The organism is Mycobacterium sp. TKK-01-0059 (assembly GCF_000709305.1).
Taxonomy (GTDB): domain Bacteria; phylum Actinomycetota; class Actinomycetes; order Mycobacteriales; family Mycobacteriaceae; genus Mycobacterium; species Mycobacterium intracellulare.
Genome location: NZ_KL446994.1, coordinates 275,860 through 299,635, shown reverse-complemented (window position 1 = coordinate 299,635; position 23,776 = coordinate 275,860). Strand labels below are relative to the sequence as shown.

General features: G+C 68.7%; 22 protein-coding genes. 7 read left to right on the top strand and 15 right to left on the bottom strand.

Going from position 1 to position 23,776, the window contains the following annotated elements:
* Nucleotides 1-41: 41 nt before the first annotated feature.
* The 3 genes from katG to K883_RS20585 all read right to left on the bottom strand — a co-directional run bounded on the left by katG (nucleotide 42) and on the right by K883_RS20585 (nucleotide 4,111).
* Entirely contained in the window at nucleotides 42-2,282 is a 2,241-nt protein-coding gene (gene katG / locus K883_RS20595) for a catalase/peroxidase HPI (protein WP_014711614.1), read from the bottom strand.
* A gap of 50 nt (nucleotides 2,283-2,332) precedes the next feature.
* Nucleotides 2,333-2,773, bottom strand: a complete 441-nt coding sequence (locus K883_RS20590; RefSeq protein WP_008256681.1) for a Fur family transcriptional regulator — start codon at nucleotides 2,771-2,773, stop codon at nucleotides 2,333-2,335.
* Nucleotides 2,774-2,884: 111 nt separating this feature from the next.
* Nucleotides 2,885-4,111 (bottom strand): L,D-transpeptidase, encoded by a 1,227-nt coding sequence (locus tag K883_RS20585; RefSeq protein WP_051197819.1) that lies wholly within the window; start codon nucleotides 4,109-4,111, stop codon nucleotides 2,885-2,887.
* Between the two features lie 159 nt (nucleotides 4,112-4,270).
* Here K883_RS20585 and K883_RS20580 point away from each other — a divergent pair, with 159 nt between their 5' ends.
* Together K883_RS20580 and K883_RS20575 are read left to right on the top strand one after the other, a co-directional pair.
* Nucleotides 4,271-5,023, top strand: coding sequence for a hypothetical protein (locus K883_RS20580; protein WP_020822530.1), 753 nt, complete (start codon nucleotides 4,271-4,273; stop codon nucleotides 5,021-5,023).
* A 61-nt stretch (nucleotides 5,024-5,084) separates the two neighbouring features.
* The gene (locus K883_RS20575) at nucleotides 5,085-6,572 is read left to right on the top strand and encodes an FAD-dependent oxidoreductase (RefSeq protein ID WP_020822529.1); all 1,488 of its coding nucleotides are present in this window, start codon (nucleotides 5,085-5,087) and stop codon (nucleotides 6,570-6,572) included.
* An 11-nt stretch (nucleotides 6,573-6,583) separates the two neighbouring features.
* On the opposite strand, the gene K883_RS20570 is transcribed toward K883_RS20575, so the two are convergent.
* The 3 genes from K883_RS20570 to K883_RS28410 form a co-directional block, all read right to left on the bottom strand.
* Complete coding sequence (locus K883_RS20570) at nucleotides 6,584-7,594, bottom strand: class I SAM-dependent methyltransferase (protein WP_369798924.1); 1,011 nt, start codon at nucleotides 7,592-7,594, stop codon at nucleotides 6,584-6,586.
* Between the two features lie 91 nt (nucleotides 7,595-7,685).
* Nucleotides 7,686-8,867 (bottom strand): glycosyltransferase, encoded by a 1,182-nt coding sequence (locus K883_RS20565; RefSeq protein WP_020822527.1) that lies wholly within the window; start codon nucleotides 8,865-8,867, stop codon nucleotides 7,686-7,688.
* 85 nt (nucleotides 8,868-8,952) lie between these two features.
* A complete protein-coding gene (locus K883_RS28410; RefSeq protein ID WP_020822526.1) occupies nucleotides 8,953-9,087 on the bottom strand; it encodes a hypothetical protein in 135 nt (44 codons plus the stop codon).
* Between the two features lie 245 nt (nucleotides 9,088-9,332).
* Here K883_RS28410 and K883_RS20560 point away from each other — a divergent pair, with 245 nt between their 5' ends.
* Together K883_RS20560 and K883_RS20555 are read left to right on the top strand one after the other, a co-directional pair.
* Nucleotides 9,333-10,730, top strand: coding sequence for a PPE family protein, SVP subgroup (locus K883_RS20560; protein WP_020822525.1), 1,398 nt, complete (start codon nucleotides 9,333-9,335; stop codon nucleotides 10,728-10,730).
* Between the two features lie 72 nt (nucleotides 10,731-10,802).
* The gene (locus tag K883_RS20555) at nucleotides 10,803-11,648 is read left to right on the top strand and encodes an MOSC domain-containing protein (RefSeq protein WP_020822524.1); all 846 of its coding nucleotides are present in this window, start codon (nucleotides 10,803-10,805) and stop codon (nucleotides 11,646-11,648) included.
* An 8-nt stretch (nucleotides 11,649-11,656) separates the two neighbouring features.
* On the opposite strand, the gene K883_RS20550 is transcribed toward K883_RS20555, so the two are convergent.
* From K883_RS20550 to K883_RS20530, 6 genes are all read right to left on the bottom strand, one after another.
* A complete protein-coding gene (locus K883_RS20550) occupies nucleotides 11,657-11,908 on the bottom strand; it encodes a hypothetical protein (protein WP_014941939.1) in 252 nt (83 codons plus the stop codon).
* A gap of 96 nt (nucleotides 11,909-12,004) precedes the next feature.
* Entirely contained in the window at nucleotides 12,005-12,253 is a 249-nt protein-coding gene (locus tag K883_RS27655) for a DUF6480 family protein (RefSeq protein ID WP_134770564.1), read from the bottom strand.
* Nucleotides 12,228-13,463, bottom strand: coding sequence for a zinc-dependent alcohol dehydrogenase (locus K883_RS20545; RefSeq protein WP_020822523.1), 1,236 nt, complete (start codon nucleotides 13,461-13,463; stop codon nucleotides 12,228-12,230). The genes K883_RS27655 and K883_RS20545 overlap by 26 nt, the downstream gene beginning before the upstream one ends.
* Nucleotides 13,464-13,477: 14 nt before the next feature.
* Nucleotides 13,478-13,966 (bottom strand): SRPBCC family protein, encoded by a 489-nt coding sequence (locus K883_RS20540; protein WP_020822522.1) that lies wholly within the window; start codon nucleotides 13,964-13,966, stop codon nucleotides 13,478-13,480.
* Between the two features lie 221 nt (nucleotides 13,967-14,187).
* A complete protein-coding gene (locus K883_RS20535) occupies nucleotides 14,188-14,442 on the bottom strand; it encodes a hypothetical protein (protein ID WP_020822521.1) in 255 nt (84 codons plus the stop codon).
* Between the two features lie 45 nt (nucleotides 14,443-14,487).
* Nucleotides 14,488-15,504: a zinc-dependent alcohol dehydrogenase family protein gene (locus K883_RS20530; RefSeq protein WP_008256635.1), complete on the bottom strand. Its 1,017-nt coding sequence runs from the start codon at nucleotides 15,502-15,504 to the stop codon at nucleotides 14,488-14,490.
* Between the two features lie 319 nt (nucleotides 15,505-15,823).
* Between K883_RS20530 and K883_RS20525 the strand changes: the two genes are divergently transcribed.
* Together K883_RS20525 and K883_RS20520 are read left to right on the top strand one after the other, a co-directional pair.
* The gene (locus K883_RS20525; protein ID WP_008256634.1) at nucleotides 15,824-16,381 is read left to right on the top strand and encodes a general stress protein CsbD; all 558 of its coding nucleotides are present in this window, start codon (nucleotides 15,824-15,826) and stop codon (nucleotides 16,379-16,381) included.
* Nucleotides 16,382-16,407: 26 nt separating this feature from the next.
* Nucleotides 16,408-17,082 carry a hypothetical protein gene (locus tag K883_RS20520; RefSeq protein ID WP_008256633.1) on the top strand — a complete coding sequence of 225 codons (675 nt, stop codon included), beginning with the start codon at nucleotides 16,408-16,410 and terminating at the stop codon, nucleotides 17,080-17,082.
* Between the two features lie 7 nt (nucleotides 17,083-17,089).
* On the opposite strand, the gene K883_RS20515 is transcribed toward K883_RS20520, so the two are convergent.
* The 3 genes from K883_RS20515 to K883_RS20505 all read right to left on the bottom strand — a co-directional run bounded on the left by K883_RS20515 (nucleotide 17,090) and on the right by K883_RS20505 (nucleotide 19,674).
* Complete coding sequence (locus tag K883_RS20515) at nucleotides 17,090-17,752, bottom strand: cutinase family protein (protein WP_179945111.1); 663 nt, start codon at nucleotides 17,750-17,752, stop codon at nucleotides 17,090-17,092.
* Between the two features lie 67 nt (nucleotides 17,753-17,819).
* A complete protein-coding gene (locus K883_RS20510) occupies nucleotides 17,820-18,593 on the bottom strand; it encodes an enoyl-CoA hydratase/isomerase family protein (RefSeq protein ID WP_020822518.1) in 774 nt (257 codons plus the stop codon).
* A gap of 58 nt (nucleotides 18,594-18,651) precedes the next feature.
* Nucleotides 18,652-19,674, bottom strand: a complete 1,023-nt coding sequence (locus K883_RS20505) for a YhjD/YihY/BrkB family envelope integrity protein (protein ID WP_020822517.1) — start codon at nucleotides 19,672-19,674, stop codon at nucleotides 18,652-18,654.
* Nucleotides 19,675-19,808: 134 nt separating this feature from the next.
* Here K883_RS20505 and hrpA point away from each other — a divergent pair, with 134 nt between their 5' ends.
* Nucleotides 19,809-23,723 (top strand): ATP-dependent RNA helicase HrpA, encoded by a 3,915-nt coding sequence (gene hrpA, locus K883_RS20500; protein ID WP_020822515.1) that lies wholly within the window; start codon nucleotides 19,809-19,811, stop codon nucleotides 23,721-23,723.
* The last annotated feature ends 53 nt before the right edge of the window (nucleotides 23,724-23,776 follow it).

The following is a 23,776-nucleotide window of genomic DNA, read 5'->3' as shown; positions in this document are numbered from 1 at the left end:
GCGAGCCGATGGCCCGCGGGGTGTCGCTCGCTATCCGGGTGTTACTTGAGGTCGAACCGGTCGCTGTTCATGACCTTCACCCACGCCGCGACGAAGTCCTCCACGAACTTCCCGTGGGCGTCATCCTGGGCGTAGACCTCGACCAGTCCACGCAGCACCGAGTTGGAGCCGAAGACAAGGTCATTCGCGGTCGCGGTCCACTTGAGCGCGCCGGAAGCCCGGTCGCGTCCCTCGTAGACGTTCTCCGCGGTCTCCGACGCCTTCCACTCGGTGCCCATGTCGAGCAGGTTGACGAAGAAGTCGTTGGTCAACGCGCCCGGCCTGTCGGTGAAGACCCCGTGCTTGCTGCTGCCGTGGTTAGCACCGAGGGCACGCAGCCCGCCGACGAGCACCGTCATCTCCGGACCGGTCACGCCGAGCAGGTACGCCCGCTCGATCAGTAGCTGCTCGAGCGGCGCCTTCTCACCCGGCCGGATGTAGTTGCGGAATCCGTCGGCCCGCGGTTCGAGCACCGCGAACGACTCCACGTCGGTGCTCTCCTGCGAGGCGTCGGTGCGGCCCGGCGCGAAGTGCACCGAGATCTCGTAGCCGGCGTCCTTGGCCGCCTTCTCGACGGCCGCCGAGCCCGCCAGCACGATCAGGTCGGCCAGCGAGATCTTCTTGCCACCGGATGCCGAGGCGTTGAAGTCCTGCTGGATTTTTTCCAGCACCGGCAGCACCTTGTCGAGCTCGGAGGGCTCGTTGACCTCCCAGCTGCGCTGCGGCTGCAGGCGCAGCCGGCCACCGTTCGCTCCGCCACGCTTGTCGGTGTTGCGATAGCTCGCCGCCGCCGACCAGGCCGTCTTGACCAACTGCGGGATGGACAACCCGGAGTCGAGCACCTTCTTCTTCAGCGCCGCGACGTCGTTGTCGTCGACCAGCTCGTGGTCGACGGCCGGAACCGGGTCCTGCCACAGCTGCGGCTCGGCGACCCACGGGCCCAGGTAGCGGCTGATCGGGCCCATGTCGCGGTGCAACAGCTTGTACCACGCCTTGGCGAACGCGTCGGCCAGCTCCTCGGGGTGGTCCAACCAGCGCCGCGTGATATCGGCGTAGATCGGGGACTCCCGCAACGAGATGTCGGTCACCAGCATCGTCGGGGCCCGCCCGGCACCGCCGAACGGGTCGGGGATCGTGCCCGCACCCGCGCCGTCCTTGGCGGTGAACTGCCACGCCCCGGCGGGGCTCTTGGTCAGCTCCCATTCGTAGCCGTACAGCGTCTCCAGGAAGCTGTTGTCCCACTTCGTCGGGGTGGGCGTCCAGACCACCTCGAGGCCGCTGGTGATCGCATCCTTGCCCGAACCGGTGCCGTACGAGCTCTTCCAGCCCAGCCCCTGCTGTTCGATCGGGGCGCCCTCCGGCTCGGGGCCCACCAGGTCGGCGTCACCGGCGCCGTGGGTCTTGCCGAAGCTGTGCCCGCCGACGATCAGCGCGGCGGTCTCCTCGTCGTTCATCGCCATCCGGCCGAACGTCTCGCGGATGTCGATCGCCGCGGCGATCGGATCGGGCTTGCCCTCCGGGCCTTCGGGGTTGACGTAGATCAGGCCCATGGTCGTCGCGCCGTAGGGCTGCGCGAGCTCGCGCTCACCCGAGTAGCGCTTGTCGGTGCCCAGCCATTCCTCCTCTTCTCCCCAGAGGATCTCTTCGGGCTCCCAGACGTCCTCGCGGCCGAAGCCGAAGCCAAAGGTCTTGAAGCCCATCGACTCCAGGGCCACGTTGCCCGCGTAGGTGATCAGGTCGGCCCAGGAGATCTTGTTGCCGTACTTCTTCTTGATCGGCCAAAGCAGCCGTCGGGCCTTGTCCAGGCTCGCGTTGTCCGGCCAGCTGTTCAGCGGGGCGAAGCGCTGCATGCCCTGGCCGGCGCCGCCGCGGCCGTCGTGGATGCGGTAGGTGCCCGCGGCGTGCCAGCTCATCCGGATGAACAGGCCGCCGTAGTGGCCGTAGTCGGCGGGCCACCAGTCCTGCGACGTGGTCATCAGCGAGATCATGTCGGCCTTGAGCGCCTCGACGTCGAGCTTGGCGAACTCCGCGGCGTAATCGAAGTCGTCGCCGAGCGGGTTGGACAGCGGCGAGTGCGGGTGCAGCGACGAGACGTCGACCTGGTCGGGCCACCAGTCCCGGTTGGTCAGCGGGGCATGCGCCTTCGGCTTGGGTGAAGGGATTGCTGGGTTCTCGCTTTCGCTCTTGCTAGCCGTCCCGCTGTCTGGTTGGGGTGGGCGGCTACTGGATGTATCAGATGACACAGCATTCCTTTCGAGGGTGGGTGAATCGGGCTGCGATCACGGGCTGTGATCTAGGAGCCTGCAGTCGAGCAATCGGCGCACAGGCCCCAGTAGATGACTTCGGCCTCGTCGAGAACGAAGCCATCAAGAACGTTGTCGTCGTCCGACGGTGTCAGGCAGGGTGCCTCGCCGACGGCGCAGTCGACGTCGCCGATGGTCCCGCAGGACCGGCAGACGACGTGGTGGTGGTTGTCGCCGACCCGCGACTCGTAGCGCGCGACCATGCCCAACGGCTGGATGCGCCGGACCAGGCCGACCGCGGTCAGCGCGTTGAGTACGTCGTACACCGCCTGTCGGGACACATCGGGCAGGCCCACCCGGACCGCCGAGAAGATCGTCTCGGTGTCGGCGTGCGGGTTGGCGTCCACGACCTCCAGCACGGCAACCCTGGGGCGGGTGACCCGCAGATCGGCCATCCGCAACCTGTCCGCGTAATCGGCCGTCGATGACACCGCACCAATATGACGCACTTATCTGGAACGAGTCAAGAGTTTCCTGTGAAGTGCGGCACAATTCCGGGTAACGAATGGGCTGCGTCACGTCTCGATCACGTCGCGCGAATATCAGGTGGGCTTGAGCGCGCTGCCCTCGCGCCACTGGTCCCAGCTCAGCGTCCAGTCGCCGTTCTGCTCCAGCGCCAGCGGCGGCCCGCCACTGTTGCGGACCTCGACCACGTCGCCGGGCACCGAAAAGTCGTAGAACCATTTCGCGTTGTCGGCGTTGAGGTTCAAGCACCCGTGCGAGGTGTCGCGGTGCCCCTGGGCCCACACCGTCGCTTCGAGCTCGTGCAGGTAGATGCCGTCCGTGCTGATCTTGGTGGCGTAGTTGATGGTTTCGCGATACCCGAGCCGGGAGTTCTTGGGCAACCCGAAGGTCGAGGAGTCCATGACGACCGGATTGCCCTTGTCGAGCACGGTGTACACGCCCGGCGGGGTCCACAGCGAGATCTTGCGGCCGCCGACATCTTCGGTGCCGCCCATTCCCATGCTGGTGGGCATCGTGCGCACGAGTGCTCCGTTGTTGAAGACGCTGATCTGTTTGGTGGCGTCGTCGGCGATGGAGACGTGCGCATCCCCGATCCGGAACGAGACCCGACTGTCGCCTTGCCCGAATAGCCCGTCGCCCAAAGCGATTCCGTAGATTTGCGCCTCGGCGGTGATCTGCGTGCCCGGGGCGTAGTAGTGCTCCGGGCGCCAGTGCGCGTTCTGGCCGTCGACCCAGAACCATGAGCCCTCGACCTTCGGGGTGGTGGTCACGGCCAGGCGTCGCTCGGCGGCCGCCCGGTCGGCGATCTGCTCGTCGAAGTGCGCGACGATGACCGTTCCGACGCCGTAGGTGCCGCCGTCGCGCAGCGGCGCCTCCGCGGTGGTAGTGAACGACACCTTGGTCTGGTTGGACGGTCGCAACGTCGTGAACGTCGAGACTTGTTTGGCCGCAACACCGTTGGTGCCGCGACTGGTGACCGTCAGTGTGTAGGTGCGCCCGTAGCCCAACGGGACGGTGGGCTTCCACACCAGGTTGTCCGGGGTCATGACGCCCTGGACCGACGTACCGGTCTCGTTGACCATGTCGACCCCGGCCAGGGTGCCCACCTCGGCTTTGACCATCACGGGAGCGACGGGGTCGACGTCGTGCGCGTCGGGGGCGGGGGTGAACGTCACGTGCGCGGGCCCGGGCGTCGTCGCCGCGGTTTCGGAGTGATGATCCCGCGATGCGATCTGGATCGCGCCGACCACGCCGACAACGACGAACACGGCCAGCAGGAGCCGGCGGGGCCAAGGGATTGTCATGGTGTGCACCTGATAACCCGCGACGCCCTGCCCGTAAACGTGCAGGTGTCCTGGGCCGAACGCGCATTGCGGGCGAGGAGATCGCCGGACCCTCGCCGTGGGTACACGCCCGGCGCAAAGAATCATGCCGACGCCCGGCTCGCGAGAGATCATGGCTTCATGGCCGACGAGGAACTCGACGATCTTTATGTTGTGCCGCCCAAGGAGTTCACCGCCGAACGCGCCCGGCTGACGGCCGCGGCCAGGAAGCGCGGTGACGACGCCGCCGCCGAACGCATTTCGGCGGCCACCAAGCCGACGACGGCGGCGTGGATCGTCAACCGGCTGGCCCTGCGGCGCAAGGACACCCGCGAGCGCCTGGCCGACCTCGGTGAGCGGTTGCGGGCGGCGCACGCCGCGATGGACGGCGCGCGCATCCGCGACCTGTCGGTCGAGCAACACAAGCTCATCGACGAACTCACTCGCGACGCGCTGCGGGCCGCCGAGGTGAAGCAGCCGTCGGCGTCCGTGCGCGAGGATCTGACCAGCACCCTGCAAGCCGCCGTCGCCGACCCGCAGGTGAGGGCGCGGCTGGGCCGACTGACGCGGCCCGAGCAGTGGTCGGGCTTCGGCGCCCTCGGGGAGGCGGCGCCGGAATCGGCGCCCGAGAAACCCCATCGCGGGCGCGCCGAGAAGCTCCGCGCGGCGGTCGCCGAGGCCGAGCGGGCCAAAGCCGAAGCCGACGACCGGTTGTCCGAGCGGGAAGCCCAGCGCGACGAGGCCCGGCGCCGCCGCGACGAGGCGGCGCGGGCGCTGCGGGCGGCCGAGCGCGAACTCGGTAGCGCCGAACACAATTACGAGTGGGCCAAGGAAGCCAGCCGAGCCGCCGCCGACTCGCTCACGGAGGCGAAAGCCCGGCTGAAGCGGGCGTGAACCCGCGCGGCGTTTCTTCGTGCCGGGTTGGGGTATCAGCACAGCCGTGACTTCTTTGTGGATGACCGACCGAACCGAACGCCCGTGGGCGGCAAGCCCGCTTGACCGGGGCCCCGCATCCGCCGATGTCATCGTCGTGGGCGCCGGCATCACCGGGCTGATGACGGCGGTTCTGCTGGCCCGCGCGGGCAAGGACGTGCTGGTGCTGGAGGCGCGCACGGTGGGTGCCTGCGCGACCGGGAACACGACCGCCAAAATCAGCCTGCTGCAAGGCAGTCAGCTCTCGAAGGTACTGCCGCGGCACGGCAGGGATGTGGCCCGGGCGTACGTCGACGGCAATCGCGAGGGACAGGAATGGGTGCTGGGCCACTGCGAGGCGCACGGCGTGGCGGTGCAGCGCGAGGACGCCTACACCTACGCCCAGTCGGCCCGCGGCGTGCCGTCGGCGCGCGCCGAACTCAAGGCGTGTCAGGCGGCCGGCCTGCCGGCGGTGTGGGAAGACGATGCCGACGTGCCGTTCGACTACCACGGGGGCGTGCGGCTGCCCGACCAGGCCCAGTTCGATCCGATGCCCTTCCTCGACTCGTTGGCCGTCGAGTTGCTCAACCGGGGTGGGCGGCTGGTCGAGGGCACCCGGGTGCGACGAGTCTCCACGCGCGGCACGGGCGTGCGCGTGCACGTCAACGACGCCGCCCAGCAGGACGTCGAACTTCAGGCCGGCCAGCTGGTGCTCGCCACCGGGATCCCGATCCTGGATCGCGGCGGCTACTTCGCGCGGGTCAAGCCCAGCCGGTCCTACTGCCTGGCCTTCAAGGTTCCCGGCAACATCACCCGGCCGATGATGATCACCACCGATTCGCCGACACGTTCGGTGCGCTACGCGCCGGTCACGGATGGGGAAAGGCTGATCGTCGGTGGGGCGGGCCACACCGTGGGCCGCGAGAAGAGCCCCTCCGAAGCGCTCGATGAGCTGGCGACGTGGACGCGCAAGCACTTTCCGGGCGCCGCACAGACCCATTTCTGGTCCGCGCAGGACTACACGCCGATCGACCACCTGCCGTATGTGGGCCCCATCCTGCCGAACAATGAAAACATCTTTGTTGCAACGGGTTTCAACAAGTGGGGCATGACCAATGGCGCCGCGGCGGCCTTGGCGCTGTCGAGCCGGATGCTGGGTGGGCGGATGGATTGGGCGCGCGCGTTCGCCAGCTGGAGTCCGCACGAGCTGACCGGCCTGGCGACGGCGCTGCAGGCCAACCTCGAGGTCGGCTTCAATTTGACCAAGGGCTGGATCACCCCGGCGGCACGCATCGGCCGTCGCAGCCCCGACGGGGAGGGCGGCGTGGTGAGCGGCCCGCCGTGGCACCTCGAGGCCCGCTGCCGCGTCGACGGCACCGAGCATCGCGTCTCGCCGGTGTGCCCGCACCTCGGCGGGATCGTGAATTGGAACGACGCCGACAAGGCGTGGGAATGCCCGCTGCACGGATCGCGCTTCGCGCCCGACGGCACCTTGTTGGAGGGGCCGGCGACGCGCGATCTGACCGCGTAGACCGTCTGAGCTCAGCCCGCCTTCTCAAAGACGAGCCAGCGCAGCTCGATCGGGCAGTCGTCTCGCTCGACGTCGAACACGTCGATGCCGGTGGCCCACCCCTCGAACCACGCCGTGGGCGGCCACGCCTCGGCGGGCAACCGCGCCTTCTCGTACTCGTAGGCGGAGTCGTCGGCGACGGGCTCGAGCGGCAGGCCCACCGCCGCGCCCTTCACCTCTTCCCGGGTGAAGATCATGCTGTTGCACTGTTGGCCGAGTTGCACCGCGGCGTCGTCGGGCACGTAGCCGTCGCGGGCCAGGAAGGTGTTGAAGACCAGGCGCCCGCCGGGGGCCAGACATTCGGCGGCGAGTTCGAACATCCCGCGCAATTCGTGGGGAGTCCGGAAGTCGGGCACCACCTCCGAGAGCACCATCAGGTGGTACCGGGCGTGCGCACCCTCCATGGCGGTGAACACGTCGCTTTGGATGACGTTCACGCGCAACGCTTCACGGTCGGCTTCCGCGCGGATGACGTCGGCGAACTTCGCCGTCATCTCCACCGCATCGACCTGGTGGCCGCGGCGGGCCAGGGCCAGGGCGTTGCGTCCGGTTCCCGCGCCGACGTCGAGCACCCGAAAGGCGGGGGGATCGGCCGCCTGCGCGGCGAGGTCCAGCACGCGCGCGTCCGGTTCGGTGCCGAACAGCGGCGGCGGGCGCACGGCAACCCACTGCTCGTAGTCGGCCTCGATCGTCCGCGCGTCGGCCTGGACGCGGAAGTTCACACCGGCCGACCCGAACGGGGAGTGGTACGAGATGACCACGTCGGACCGCGGGGATGCCTTGAACGCCTTCGCCAACTCGGTTTCCAGCGCGGACCGCAGCTGTGCGGACTGTTCGGGGGTGTACCAGACACCCAGCGTGGCGCACACGTTGGCGCACAATTGCACGTACTCGTCGATCAGGCCCGGCACGGCCGGCACCCGGAGCTGGCCCTCGGCCGACGATCGCCGATACATCCGCCGGATGAGCGCCTCGCGCAGCATCGACGGGTCGAATGATCCCTCCGGCGGTTCGTGCACCAGAACCTTCTACACGACCGACCGGCTTTGCACCACCGCCAAGCCGGTGCGCCGATCAGTCCGGCCGCGCCGTGCGGGCAGCGTCTTCGAGGAGATCGGCGGCGCGGGCAACGCTGTGGGCGGGCTCGGTCACTTGGGTGGCGACCTCGCGCGCCCGTTTGAGGTAGCGGGCATCCAGGACCGAGCGCAGGTCCGCGACCAGTGAGTCCAACGTGGACGCCGAGAACGCCCGCGCCACGCCGACTTCCAACGCGCTGACGGTCTCGGCCCACATCGGCTGATCGAGCCAGAGCCACAGAATCAGCATGGGCACTCCGGCCCGCAGGCCCGCGGCGGTGGTGCCGGCCCCGCCGTGGTGCGCGACCGCGCGGCAGGCCGGAAAGACGGCGGCGTGATTCACCTCCGTCACGATCTTGACGTGATCTTCCGGCGGGAGGCCGGTGAAATCGTTTGGGCCGCTACAGATCAACGCCCGCTCGCCCAACCGGACGCAGGCCGCGCTGATGACGGCGACCGTCTCGGCGGGCGAGGTGACGGGGGTGCTGCCGAACCCGAAGTAGATGGGCGGCGTCCCCGCGGCGATCCAGGACAACACTTCGTCGTCGGCCTCGCCCGACATGCCCAGCGTCAGCGAACCGACGAAGGGCCGTCGGTACTGCGGGGTGGCCCATTGCTTTGCCAGCTCGGGCACGCACAACGCGTCATAGGCCTGAATCTCCAGCGTCGGCCCCGTGGACGCCACGGCCTGCGCGGGCAAACCGAGCGCTTGGCGTTGCGCGCCCTCGGCCGCGCTGGTGACCTGGGACTGCAACCAGCCGAGTTCCAGGGCGGCCGCCGGGAAGAAGTGCAGCGCGGCCAGCGGAATGCCGAAGCGCTCGGCGACGTTGGCGGCGAGCCGTTGCTCGTTCATCCCGGCTACCAGCAGGCCGGCATCGGCCGCCAGGCGGGCGAGCGTCTCGCTCTTTGCGGCCCAGATCTTGGTGACGCGGTCCATGAGGTGGGGCAAGGCGCTGATCGGATCCCGCACGTTGCGGATGAAGTCGGTGGCGGTGTCGAGCTGCTCGCGGCTGTCGGGCCCGTAGGCGACCGCGGCAAGGCCCGCCGATTCGGCCAAGGCGAGCTTGTCGGGAGGCACCGCGATCACGACGTCGTGGCCCCGGCGTTGCAGCTCCCGCGCGACGGCGGCACAGGGTTCGACGTCACCGCGGCTGCCGTAGGCGGCCAGCACACATTTCATCAACGGACCTCACTCGCGGTGGTGCCACAAATCCAAGCAGAGCCGGCGGCGCCCAACCTCCTGGGCGCGAGACCGCCCAACCTGATCACGGCTTTTGTCGGTGCCCGGCGGACGCCCCCGCGCCCGAATCGATGCGGCGACGCCGTTGCAGCCCCACCGACCACGCGCCGGAAACGATTTGCGCGGCGCGCGCCAAACCCTTGTGAGTTTCCTGTGTCATGTGCCGGTAACCTATCGTTAACCCATCGCAACAATTTCGCTGTATTCGTTAACGTTGGGCCACACTTGCGAAGGTGTGAGACCGATCCCTCAGCAGTCGGGACGGTCTCGTTAGGTCGCCTTCCTTCGCGGTACCGGCGCTGCCCGAAGGAATGCGATTTGTTTGCTGTTCGGCTGGCTACCCCCATACGACGCGCACCGGAGCCGTCGGCGCCCTCGCGGCCATGAAAGCGATCGGAGGAGAACGTGGACTTCGCAGTACTACCGCCGGAGGTCAACTCCGCGCGGATGTACGCCGGTCCGGGGTCGGGACCCATGCTGGCCGCCGCCATGGCCTGGGACGAATTGGCCGCCGCGCTGCAGTCGACGGCGGACTCGTACCAGGCGGAGATCACCGCCCTCACCTCCGGCCCGTGGGTCGGCCCGTCGGCTGCCGCCATGACCGCGGCGATCACCCCCTATCTCGAGTGGATGCGGACCACCGGCGCCCAGGCCGAAGAAGCCGCCACCCAGGCCCGGGCCGCGGCCTTCGCCTACGAGACGGCCTTCGCCGAGACGGTGCCGCCCCCGGTGATCACGGCGAACCGCACCCTGCTGGCGTCCCTCGTCGCGACGAACTTCCTCGGCCAGAACACGCCGGCGATCGCCACGACCGAGACCGAGTATGCGGAGATGTGGGCGCGCGATACCGCGGCGATGTTCGGCTACGCGGGTTCCACGGCGTCGGCGACCAGGCTGACACCGTTTGCCGAGCCCGATCAGACCACCAACTCCGGCGCCGACCAATCCGGAGCCGTGGTCCAGGCCACCGGCACGGCCGCCGGGAGCACACGCAATGCCGTTACGCAGCAATCACTCTCGGCGGTGCCCAACATGCTGAGCCGAGCGTCCATGGCGCCGAATGCCTTGGCCGCCGACCCGTCGCCGGTGGAAGCCCTGGACGTGGGTGCCGATCTCATCACGTATTTTCTGGACGCGCCGGGCGCCTTGGTCACGTTTGGTGTCGATGCACCCGCGGCTACGATTGCCCTTCCCTACGACATCGCCGGTGCCCTGACCGGTTTCCACACCGATGACATCGTCAGCGGCTGGGCAGGGGTGCAGTCCTTCCCGGGGACGGGCGCGGTGCCGCCATCGCCATTCCCCGTCATCACGAACCCGGCGGGTGGATTCGGAACTCTCGCGTCAGCGGGGCTGGGGGAGGCCAATACCGTCGGCGGCCTGTCGGTACCGCCCGGGTGGACGGCCGCCGCTCCGGCGATCAGACCGGCGGCCCTGGCGCTGCCGGCGACCAGCGTCGGCGCCGCCGCGGAAGCCGCTGCCGCCGCCGCCCCCAGCGGCACCGGAAGCCTGTTCGGCGAGATGGCGGTGGCGAGCATGGCCGGGCGCGCGATGGCCGGCACGAGCGCGTTGGGTCGCGAGCGAAGCCGGGCCGAGACGGCGAAATCCCCGCGCGACCCGAACAAGCGCGACCCGAACAAGAAGGACAAGACGGACGAGTCCGCAACATCCCCGCAGGTGTCGGCGGGCGGACCGATCACGAGCATCGCCGCCGAGCTGCGCGAGCTGGCTTCGCTGCGCGACGCCGGAATCCTCACGCAGCAGGAATTCGAGGAGCAGAAGAAGCGCCTGCTCCCCGGCTGACCCAGCGGTTCCGTTGCCGCGTTGTGAGAAGTGGTGACGCCCTGCGATTTGGGGCACAGTGTGAAGGTGCCTATGGACACGTCGTCGACCGGCAACGGCCCCGGTGCCGTGCAGATGCGGGTGGAGGCGCTGCTTCGCTACCCGGTGAAGTCGATGCTCGGCGAAACGGTGGATGCCCTGGCGGTCGACGAGCGTGGCGCCGAGGGCGACCGGCGGCTCGCACTCGTGGACGGCGAGACCGGCCATGTGGCCAGCGCCAAGAATCCACGGCTCTGGCGGGACCTCTTGACGTGCACCGCCCACGCGGGCGCCGACGGCGTGAGCATCAGACTGCCCGATGGGACGGACGTGGCCTTCGACGACCCCGGTGTCGACGAGCTGATCTCCCGATTGACCGGACGACGGGTCCAACTCGTGGCCCAGCGGCCCGAGGGGGCCACGCTGGTCCGCCCCGATCCGGAGCAACTGCTCGAACTCGGTCTCGACGCCGAGGTCGACGGCCGTATTCTGCGGATCGCCCAGGCCACCCCGGGGGACTCGTTCACCGACGAAGCCCCGCTGCACGCGATCACCACGGCAACCCTCGAGCACATCGGTGTGGAGGCGCTGCGGTACCGGCCGAATCTGGTGATCGGGACACCACCGGACTATCCGCCGTACGCCGAAAATGATTGGGTCGGAAGCGATATCACCGTCGGTGAGGCGCGGCTGCGGGTGCTGACCGCCACGTCACGGTGCGTGGTTCCCACGCTCGAACACGGCCCCCTGCCGCGTGCCCCGCAAGCGCTTCGCATCCCCGCGAAGGAAAACCGGTTGAACACGGGTGGTCACGGGGCGCAGGCCTGCGCGGGGGCCTACCTCTCCGTGGTGACCAAAGGCGTTATCCGCGTGGGTGATCCGGTCGGCATCCGGCCGTAGCCGTGGCATCAACCGCCCAGATTGCGCACCGCCGTGTCGAGGTCTTCGGCCTGCTCGGCCAGCTCACGGTCGGATAGCTCCGCGCGCCCGATACGCTGCACCAATTCCTGGCGGGTGGCGACCTGCAGGGCGCCTCGATATTCGGCAGAGTTCAGGTCCTCCGGCGTGACGACCGCGGCGCGCCCCTCGACCACCACGAGTGCGGCGTCCTGCTCGTGGCTGGCGAGTAGCCGACGAACGTCGTCGGCCCCGATGGTCATGAGCCGTCCAGCTGTGACAAACCGTCGATCATGCATGTGGCTATGCCCACTCCGGGGCCGAGGTAATCAGAAAATGTCGTCATCATTTCCGACCCGCTAGCCTGTCGCCCCAACCATTTTCATCACCAGCAGCACCGCTACCGCGATGAACGCCACGACGAAGATGCCGACGGCGATCACTGTGAGCACCGAGCTGGGCGTGAATCGCCGGGTGTTCGGCGGTTGCGGCTCGGACACACCGGATGTTTGGGGCGCGGCCGGGGGAGTAGCGCCCGGTGCGGTTCCTCCTCCCGGCTCGAGTCCGGGGGTTCGCGCGGGGTCAGGATCGGGAGGTTGCGCGGTCATGGTCGACAGCGCTCCTTTCGCCGCCGGTGACGGTTGATACGCCCGGCCGCATCGCGACCCGGATGCACTTGTCTTTCTTGTTCTTGAACAAGTCGTAGGCCCGCACGCCCTCCTCGAGCGGCACGTCGTGGGTGATCAGTTTCGCCGGGTCGAGGTCGCCCTGCTCGACATAATCGAAAAGCCGGGTTATGTAGCGTTGTCCGTGTTGCTGCGCCGTCTTCAGCGTCAGGCCTTTGTTGGTCAGGACACCCGTCGGGAATTTGTCGGTCAGCCCGTACACCCCGAGCACCGACACGACTCCGCCCTTGCGGCAGGCCAGGATCGCCTGGCGCAGCGCGGTGGCGCGGTCGGTCTCCATGCGCAGCAGTTGCTTGGCCCGGTCGTAGAGTTGCTGCACGCCGGTGCCGTGACCTTCCATGCCGACGGCGTCGATGCACGCATCGGGGCCGCGGCCGCCGGTCATCTCCCGAAGCGTCTCGTGCACGCTGTCGACCGCGGTATAGTCGATCGTTTCCAAGCCAAAGGCGTTGCGCGCCAGGGCCAGCCGCTCGGGTATGCGGTCGACGATGATGGCCCGTTCGGCGCCCAACAGCAGCGCGCTGCGGGCCGCCATCAAGCCCACCCCGCCGGCTCCCCAGACCGCGACCGTGTCGCCACCGGCGATGTCACAAAAATCGGCGCCCATGAAACCCGTCGGCACCGCGTCGGACAAGAACAGCGCCTGCTCGTCGGCGATGTCACCGGGAATCACAAAGCAATTCGCGTCGGCGAACGGCACCCGGACGTATTGGGCGTGGGATCCGGCGTAGCCCCCGAACGGATGGGTGTATCCGTAGATGCCGCCGGAGGGATAGCCCAGCAACGGCTGCTGCAGCTCGGCGTTGGGATTGGTGGTGTCGCAACACGAATACAACTCGTGATCGCAATACCAGCAGCGGTTGCAGGCGATGAACGACGGGACCACCACACGGTCGCCCACCTTGGTGTCGCGCACCTCGGCGCCCGTTTCCGCCACCACGCCCATGAATTCGTGGCCGAAGATGTCGCCGGCCCGCATGCCCGGCAGGTAGCCGTCGATGAAGTGCAGATCCGATCCGCAGGTCGTGGTGAGGCGGACTTCGACGATCGCGTCGTGCGGATTCAGGATCTTCGGGTCATCGACCGTCTCCACCGAGAGATCGTTGACCCCGTTCCAGCACAGTGCTCGCATGTTGGGCCTTTCGCTTAGCGCGCGGACTCGCGTGCGCTGGGGTTGGACTGGATGGTCGGCACCTCGCCGGTCTGCATCAAGGCGCGCAGCCGGTAGAGGACCTTGAAGGCCGCCGCGCCGGACAGCAACGCGGGCGCGGGCGCCTGGACGCACAGCGTGACCTCGGTGCCCAGCTCGCCCGGGGCGGGCCGGTATTTGACGACGATCTGGTTTCCGTTGCCGACGAAGCGGATTCCGCCGGATTCCTCGACCAGCGTGGAATCCCAGGTCACGTCAGGCGCCGCGGATGACCGCCAGCGATAGCGATTCCGTCCGTCGGATTCGACGTCGGCGACGTCGCCGAGCACCACCGACAACTGGTCGGGGTCGCGCCAGAAACGCTCGATCCGCTCGACGGGGCACGCGATCGTGACCGTTTGCGCCTTGGCGCGTCGCGGCACCTTGTCGATCACCCTGTTCACCGCGCCCAACACTTGGTTTTTCGCGAAGCCGAGATAACTCACCGCGCGCTCCCTCCGTCGGGGCATTGCGGTACCCGCCCACGGGCCGCCCAAACCGACCGCGGGCGCGGGGCCGGTGACGCGAAGGGCCCATACACCGGATCGCCGTCCGGTGATGCCGCCTACAAGGTGCGGCCGACCGACGGGTCGGTCACCGAATAGGCTGCGGGCCACGGCTTTTCGTGCGGTCCGCCGCGTTCATGGAGCCGGAATCGCCGGCGTCGTCAGTTGTCGGAGTTCGGTGTGGGACTTTGCGCGGATTCCCACTTCGCCTCGAGGGACCTCTCCACCGTGGTTCCGGCGGCCAGGTCGAGCTGAAAGGTCTCCCCGCGGTCGCTTTCCAGCGTGACGAGAAATCCCGCATCGGTGGGGTCCTTGAACACGACCTTGTAGGGCTGTGCGCCGGAGCCGCGATCAACGGCGATGATGTCGCCAGGGGTGACGTCGTCGATGCGGTCGTTACCGGAGGCTTTGGACATACCGTCGACCGTAGCCGATGTCCGCCCGCCGCGGCCGGGGCCCGGTCAGGGCTGCAGGAAGGCCTTGATGGCGCGCCGCTCATCCATGGCCCGGTAGGCCTCGGCGACTTGTTCAAGCGGCAGATGCAGGTCGAAGACCTTGCCGGGATTGATTCGCCCGTCGAGCACCGACTCGATCAGGTCGGGCAGGAAGTGCCGGACCGGGGCGGGGCCGCCGCGGAGCCCGACCTGACTCCTGAAGAGTTGCTCGCCGGTGATGCTGACGTCGTGGGGGACCCCCACGAACCCGACGAAGGCGCCTGGGCGGGCGGATTGGATGGCTTGCTGCATGGATTGGCCGGTACCCACGCATTCGAGCACGGCGTCGGCGCCGACGCCTTCGGTCATGTCCTTGATGACGGCGACACCGTCGTCGCCGCGCTCGGTGACGATGTCGGTGGCGCCGAACTCGCGCGCCAGCTTCTGCCGGGGCTCGTGGCGGCTCATCGCGATGATCCGCTCGGCGCCCTTTTCGCGAGCGGCGAGCACCGCGCACAAGCCGACCGCGCCGTCCCCCACGACGGCCACCGTCATGCCGGGAGCGACGTTGGCCGCTTCGGCGGCAAACCATCCGGTCCCCATCACGTCCGACAGGGTCAGCAGGTCCGGAATCGATTCGCCGTCGGGTTGGCCGGGGAGGGCCACCAGGCTGCCGTCCGCCCACGGAATGCGGATCACCTCCGCCTGGCAACCGCTCATCAGTACCCCGTGCACACACGACGTTTGAACTCCGTTGCGGCAGTTCGGGCAGGTGCCGTCGGAAGCGAAGAAGGATCCGATGACGAACTGGCCGGGCTTGACCGAGGTGACCTCGCTGCCAACGGCTTCGACGACGCCGCAGTATTCGTGACCGAACGGCTTGGGCTCGGGAACGGGGTTGATGCCGCGGTAATCCCAGAGATCCGAGCCGCACACGCACGTGGCGGTGGTGCGGACGATGGCGTCGGTGGGGGCGACGATCTCGGGGTCCGCGATGTCCTCGAAACGGACGTCGCCGGCGCCGTAAATGACGGCTCCTCGCATGATGCCTTCCCTCCCGTGCCAGCCGACCCTACCCAAATCGATGGGTTTCAACCGCGCCTCGACGCCATTTGACGTGCCCATCCGTCGAGTCGGACGCGACGGCCCTGCCGGCAAGAGTATCGCCCTGCCGCTCTTTCGCGCATGGCAAGGCGCCTCCGCCACGAACGATGTTGCGGCAGTTGTTAATTCACGCCCGCCGACCGCGGCGATTACGTCCTGGCGATCAGTGACGCGGTTCACGTCGTGTTTGAGCGACCGAGTCCGTGGAATCCCCCTGCGTGAACGAACGTTCTTGGCCAACGCCGCAAGGAGAATTTCGATGAGTAAGCACGACAAGGCAGACGAGGCGCGTAGGGGCCTGATCGATTCGGTCAAGGGCAAAGCCAAAGAGGTCGTCGGCGCCGTGACGGGCAATGATTCGCTGACCGCCGAAGGGCAGCTCGAGCAAACCCAGGCGCACGAGCGCAAAGAAGCGAACGCAACCGAGGCCGTCGCCGAGGCCCAGGCCAAGCAAGCGCGGGATGACGCGGCCGAAGCCAAGGCGGATGGCGCCCGACAGCGCCTGGCGGCGAACGCCAGCGCGGTGGCTACGGAGGATTCGATCGAAGCCCGACAAGCCGCGCAGAAGCGCGCGGCCGAGCGCGCGGCGCAGCAGACCGCCGCAACGGAACAAACGCGGGCTGAGCTCGACGCACAACAGCAAATCCAACGGGCCAAGGCCGACGAACGCGAGGAAATCGGTGACGCGACGGAGGACGTCGTCGATGCCGCCGCGCAGCACCAAACCTCGGTGCAGGTGGCCGCCAACGAAAAGGCGGAGGCCGATCGCCTTCGCCACCATGCCCAGAACGTGTCCGACGAAGCCGACCTGCCCTGAGGGCGGGCCACGTACAGGAGAAAACGATGAAAATATCCGACGCACCGTTGGCGGTTCTGCGGTTTCACTACCAACTCGCCCGGTTCCCACTGCAGTTGATCGAAGATCGGGTCGTTACCCGAATCCCAGCGGAAGCGCGTGCGCGGCTGCTCTATGAGCGCTCGCTCGGGATGCTTGACAGCACTATCGGGAATGCGCTCGGCGATCCCCGGCTGGTCGAGCGGGGGACGGCGCTCGTGGAACGCAGCGACGCGCTCGGACGTGCCGCACAACTGGACGCGACGGCGGCGACCAGGAAAAAGCAGGCCGACGCGGAGTTGGCGGGTGCTCGTGACGAGGCGATCGAGGAACGCCAGCAAGCGCAGGCGGCAACAGCTCAGGAGATCGCTGAGGCCCGCAACGCCGCCGGGGACCGCAAGCGGCAGGCGGCACAGTCGGCGCAGAAGGCCAGCGCCTCGGCAAAGCAGCGCGTCGACGAGGCGGCCGCCAAGCAGAAGGACGCCGTCGAATCGGCAAAACGACAGGTGGAGAACAGGACTCAGGCCGCCGAGCGGGCCGCGTCCAAGGCTTCCGCCGCCAAACTCGATGAGGCCGAGGACAAGCTAGGCGAGGCCGCCGACAAGCGCGCCGAAGCGGATCGCGTCGCGGATTTGGCGGCCGCCGAAAAGCAAGAACGGCAAGAGCGGCGGGCGAACGACTGAACCTGCCTCAGACGCGGGGCGCGGCTTGGTTGACCTTGTCGGCCGCGAACGTCGCGGCCTGGGCCGTCATCCCGGCGTCGATGTAGGAGACGTGCGCGATGATGTTGCCGCCACCCGAGCAGATCGGGTCGTCGGGGGCGCACAGGCTGATGGTCTTGGCGCCGTACGCCGGGTTGATCGTGGGGAGCGGCTGGCCGCCCCACAACATGGTGGAGAAGCCGCTGGACGGCTCGCCGAAGAGGGCGACGGCGGCGACGTGGCCGGCCGCCGAGGCGGGCAGCGCGTTGGTGGCGAGGTCGATCACCGTCGAGCCCTGCGAGTACCCGCCGAGCACGATCCGCGAGTTCGGGCAGCTGGACACGGTGTCCTGGATGTGGGTGGCCGCGTCGTCCGCGCCTGCGTTCGCGCTGTTGTGGTAGTCGTCGTTGGCCGGGTAGTTGACGGCGTAGACGTCGACGGATCGCCCGCCGAGCTGCGACGTGAGCGAGTCGACGAACGCCTGGCCGATGTTGCCGAGGCCGGGCTCCTGGTGGGTGCCGCGGGCGAAGACCACCGAGACGTCCGAGCATGGATCGGCGGCGGCGGTCGGGGCGCCGATGGGTGCATTCAGCAGCGCCCACGCCGTCACAGTCGAGATACAAACGAAGCGAGCAAGTCTGCGTGCATTCATCCCCGAATCCTGACACATGCTCCAAGACGACGGTGGCGGTGGCCGGTTCGGCGACATCGGTGGCACGTCAACGGCCACGCCACTGCGGCTTGCGCTTCTCGCTCCAGGCCCGGATACCCTCGGCCACGTCTTCGGTCGCGCCGGCAACCTTGCGCATCGTCTCGCCGAAGCGCACCGACTCGATCCAGCCCATGTCCGCGGTCCGCCAGGCCACCTCCTTGGTCGCCCGCTGGGCCAACGGGGCGGCCTCGGTCAGGGTGCGGGCCCAGGCCTGCGCCTCGGCCTGCAGTCGGTCGGGCTCGACGAGCTTCCAGACCAGGCCGACCTCTTTGGCGCGCTCGGCGCTCATCGGCTTGCCGGTCAACAGCAGTTCCATGGCGTTGGCCCAGCCCACCCGCTGCGGCAGCCGGATCGCCCCGACGATGGTGGGCACCCCGATCGAGACCTCGGGGAAACAGAACGTGGCCTCGGTACTGGCGATGACGAAGTCGCAGAACAACACCCCGGTAACCCCGTAGCCGATGCAGGGACCGTGCACGGCAGCGATGGTCGGCTTGAACAGTTCCATGCCGGATTCGAACGAGTTGATCGTCGGTTTCTCCCAGAAGGTGCCGCCGAACGTGCCGATGGAGCCTTCGCCGTCCTTGAGGTCGCCGCCCGCGCAGAACACGCTGCCGTTGGCGGTCAGGATCCCGACCCAGGCGTCCAGGTCGTCGCGGAATCGATCCCATGCGGCGTTGAGGTCCTGGCGCAGCGCGCCGTTGATGGCGTTGCGCGCCTCGGGGCGATTCAGCGTGATGGTGGCGACGTGATCTTGCAGCTCATAGGTGACCAGACTCATGCCTGCAGAGTATTGCGCCGGGCGCGAGGACCCACCAATAAGCCGGGGGCGAACCTACTCACGGCGTGCGGGAGCGGCGAGGGCCGTCGGAAACCCTAAGGCGCCCAACGGCTTTCGCGGGGAGACGCCTGACGTCGTCGAACCGCACGCTGACACGCTCGAAGGCCTTGACGCGTTCGGCCTTGACTTTCTTGGTGTAGGTCCTGCGGTCGGCCGGCGTGAGGTCCGCGTCGTCGCTGAACGCGCTGAGCAGGGCGCGCGGGTACAGCTTTTCCACCAAGACGACGTTGACCTCGGCGCACAACACCAGCGCCACCGAGGCGAGGAACAGAAAGGCCAACGCCCCCAACACCAGTGCGAACACACTGTTGGTGGCGCTGGCCCGTTTCACGGTGTGCGCGACATAGCCCGCCCCGAACCACTGCAGCATCTGCCAGATGAAGGCCGCGGCGACCGCCCCGGGCAACACCTGCCGGTACGTCAGTGCCCGCGCGGTTGTCACGCGAAAAGCCACTAGGCAGATCAACGCGTTGATCGCGACGGCGGCGAGCGCGAGGCCGACGGTTTCGAGAATGCCGACGGCGCCGGCGGCGTGACCGACCGCGGCCAACACGGTGGCCGCGATGGCCGCCGAGCCGAGCACCAACAGCAACAGCAAGCTGCGCAGGCGTGACCGAATGGGGTTGGGCCGCTTGTGTTTCGGCACCGCCCAAACGGAATCCATCGCGTTCTGCAGCGCCTGTCCCACACCCAGGCCGCCGTAGAGCGCTCCGAGCAGGCCCACGATCACGCCGACGGCGCCTCCGCTGAGCCCCTCGGGGTGGTGCAACTGGCTGCCCAGGACCGGGAACTGGCTCAGCGTGCTGTGCAGCACCTGTGCCTGCAGATCGGGCCGGCCGGCCAGCACGACCCCCAGCGCGGTGGTCAACAGCAGCAGCAGCGGAAACAGGGACACCAGGGCGTAGTAGGTGATCAGCGCGGCGAGGTAGCCGCCCTGATCGTCGTTGTATTTGTAGATGACGGCGACGATCACGCCCGCGGTTCGATTCCGTCGCTGCAGCTCGTCTAACCAACCGACCATCGCCGATCACGTCCCCCGCACCCGCATCCCGTTCGATGCGCTCGCCAGGTCATACCCGAATTGGGCCGCCGTGAACCGCGCTGGACGACCCGGGCTTGGGACGCCACCGGCGGCGGGTGCCTATTCTGTGCGGGGTGGCCGAACCGTCTGCAGCGCAGTTGCGCAACCAACTCGACGGCCTGACGTTGCGTGACGCCGCCCGCATCGGCAGGCGCCTGAAGAACCTCCGCGCCGCCACGCCCGAGAAGCTGCGGCGGCTCGCCGACGAGATCGCGGCGGCGCGGCCGCTCGTCGCGGCCCGCCAGGCCGCCGTCCCGACGATCACCTACCCCGACCTGCCGGTCAGCGCACGGCGGCAGGAAATCGCCGACGCGATCCGCGGGAATCAGGTGGTGGTGATCGCCGGGGAGACCGGGTCGGGCAAAACCACGCAGCTGCCCAAGATCTGCCTGGAGGCGGGTCGCGGCATCCGCGGAACCATCGGGCATACCCAGCCCCGCCGGCTGGCCGCGCGCACCGTCGCCCAGCGCATCGCCGACGAGCTGGCAAGCCCGCTGGGCGAGGCGGTCGGCTACAGCGTGCGGTTCACCGACCGGGTCAGCGACCGCACCCTGATCAAGCTGATGACCGACGGAATCCTGCTCGCCGAGATCCAGCGCGACCGCCGCCTGCTGCGCTATGACACCCTGATCCTCGACGAGGCACACGAGCGCAGCCTCAACATCGATTTTCTGCTCGGCTATCTGCGCGAGTTGTTGCCGCGCCGGCCCGATTTGAGGGTGATCGTCACGTCGGCGACCATCGAGCCGCAGCGCTTCGCCGCGCATTTCGACAATGCGCCGATCATAGAGGTGTCCGGGCGGACCTATCCGGTCGAGGTGCGTTACCGGCCGCTGGAGGTCGCCGTGCCTTCCGCATCGACGGACGATCCCGACGATCCGGACCACGAGATCGTCCGCACCGAGACCCGCGACGAGATCGAGGCTATCGTCGACGCCATCCGTGAACTCGAAGCCGAGCCGCCCGGCGATGTCCTCGTCTTTCTCTCGGGTGAGCGCGAGATCCGTGACACCGCAGAGGCTTTGACGTTTTTGACGAACGGCCCGGGCCACACCGAAGTGCTTCCGCTGTATGCCCGGCTGGCCACCGCCGAGCAACAAAAGGTGTTCGCGCCGCATACCGGGCGTCGCGTCGTGCTCGCGACCAACGTCGCCGAGACGTCGTTGACCGTGCCGGGAATCCGCTACGTCATCGACCCTGGCAACGCCCGGATCTCGCGCTACAGCCGCCGCCTGAAGGTGCAGCGGCTGCCGATCGAGCCCATCTCGCAGGCCTCCGCCGCCCAACGGGCCGGCCGGTGCGGCCGGGTCGCGCCCGGCGTGTGCATCCGGTTGTACTCCGAGCAGGACTTCGCGGCCCGGCCGCGCTACACCGAGCCCGAGATCCTGCGGACGAACCTCGCCGCCGTGCTGCTGCAGATGGCGGCGCTGCAAATCGGCGATATCGAAAAGTTCCCGTTCCTCGATCCGCCGGACCGGCGCAGCGTCCGCGACGGCGTCCAGTTGCTGGTCGAGCTCGGCGCGTTCGACGGCCAGGGCGCGATCACCGAGCTCGGCCGCCGCCTTGCCCGGCTGCCGGTCGACCCACGGCTGGGCCGGATGATCCTGCAGGCCGAGACCGAAGGATGCGTGCGGGAGATGCTGGTGTTGGCCGCGGCGCTGAGCATCCCGGACCCGCGGGAACGGCCGAGCGATCGCGAGGAAGCCGCCCGCGAAAAGCATGCCCGCTTCGCCGACGAACACTCCGACTTCATGTCGTACCTCAACTTGTGGCACTATCTCCGCGGACAACGGAAGTCGTTATCCGGCAGCGCGTTTCGACGGATGTGCCGATCCGAATTCCTGCACTACCTGCGCATCCGCGAGTGGCAGGACCTGGTCGGCCAGCTACGCAGCATTGCCGGCGACCTGGGCGTCGAAGACACCGCCGGCGAGCCCGCCGATCCGGCCCGCGTGCACGCGGCGTTGGTCGCCGGGTTGCTGTCGCATGTGGGCATGCGCCGCGAGGACACGCGCGAGTACCTGGGGGCGCGTAACGCAAACTTCGTGCTGGCGCCCGGCTCGGTGCTCACCAAACGGCCGCCGCGCTGGGTCGTCGTGGCGGAGCTGGTCGAGACCAGCCGGCTGTATGGGCGCACGGCCGCGCGCATCCAGCCGGAGGTGGTCGAGCGGGTGGCCGGCGACCTGGTGCACCGCACCTACAGCGAGCCGCATTGGGACGCCAAGCGCGGCGAGGTGATGGCCTACGAGCGGGTGACGCTGTATGGCCTGCCGCTGGTGGCGCGCCGCCGCGTCGGATACGCCCGCATCGAGCCGGTGGTGGCGCGCGAGCTGTTCATCCGGCACGCCCTGGTCGAAGGGGAGTGGCAGACCCGGCATCACTTCTTTCGCGACAACGCCCGGCTGTGCGCCGAGCTCGAGGAGCTCGAGGAGCGTGCCCGCCGCCGCGACCTGCTGGTCGGCGACGACGACGTCTACGCGCTCTACGACGCCCGCATTCCCACCGAGGTGGTCTCGGCGCGGCATTTCGACGCGTGGTGGAAACGCCAGCGGCACAAGACACCCGACCTGCTGACGTTCACCCGCGCCGACCTGCTGCGCACCGACGACAACGCCGCCACCGATCGGCCCACCACCTGGCGGACGGGCGACGCCGCGCTGCCGCTGACCTACCGGTTCGAGCCGGGGGCCGCCGACGACGGGGTCACGGTGCACGTCCCGATCGACGTGCTGGCGCGCCTGGGGGGTGACGAGTTCGCCTGGCAGGTGCCCGCGCTGCGCGAGGAACTGGTCACCGCGCTCATCCGCTCACTGCCGAAAGACCTGCGCCGCAACTTCGTTCCCGTCCCCGACACGGCACGCGCGGTGCTGGCCGCAATCGAGCCGGCCGGCGAGCCGCTGCTGTCGGCGTTGCAGCGCGAATTGCGCCGTCGCACCGGGGTTTTGGTGCCCGTCGAGGCGTTCGACCTGGACAAGCTGCCGCCGCACCTGCGGGTGACGTTCGCGGTGGAGTCCCCTGACGGCGCCGAGGTCGCCAGCGGCAAGGATCTGCAGGAGCTGCAGGAACGACTCACGACGCCGGCCCGCCGCGCGGTGGCGCACGCGGTCGCGGGCGAGCTCGAGCGCACCGGGTTGCGCGACTGGCCCGACGATCTCGACGAACTGCCGCGCGTCATCGAACGCGCCGTGCAGGGGCGCACCGTGCGAGGCCTTCCGGCGTTCGTCGACACCGGCGGCGCCGTCGACCTACGCGTGTTGGCGACGCCGGACGAACAGAACCGGGCGATCGGTCCCGGCCTTCGGCGATTGATCCGGCTCAGCGTTGCGTCCCCGGTGAAAGCCATTGCGCGACAACTTGACCCGCGCACGCGTCTGACGCTGGGCACCAACCCCGACGGCGACCTGTCCGCGCTGCTGGAGGACTGTGCCGACGCCGCGGCCGACACCCTCATGCCGACGCCGGTGTGGACGCGGGGGGAGTTCGTCGCGTTGCAAGAACGCCTGGGAAAGACCTTGGCGCCCACGGCCGCCGAGATTGCCCGCGCGGTCGAGCGGGTGCTCGCCGCCGCCCACGACGTGCGACTCCTGCTGCCCGCCAACCCGCCGCCCGCGCACTCCGAGGCGATCGCGGACGTGCGCGCCCAGCTCGACCGGCTCTTGCCGCCGGGCTTCGTCACCGCGACCGGCCGGGCGCACCTCGCCGATCTCACCCGCTATCTGCTCGCGATCCGTCGCCGGCTCGACGGGCTGGCGCGCGGCGCCCAGGCCGACCGGGAGCGGATGGACCGGGTGCACGCCATGCAGGACGCCTACGACGAACTGCTGCGTGAGCTGCCACGAACGGCGAGGACGGCCCCCGACGTCCTCGATATCGCCCGCCAGATCGAGGAACTCAGGGTGAGCCTGTGGGCCCAGCAGCTCGGCACGCCGCGCCCGGTCAGCGAGCAGCGGATCTACCGCGCCATGGACGCCGTGCGCGATCGTCGCTGAATGTTTTTCCCCGCCACTTTCAACCTATAGCGCACCCCGGGGCTTGCCGCAAG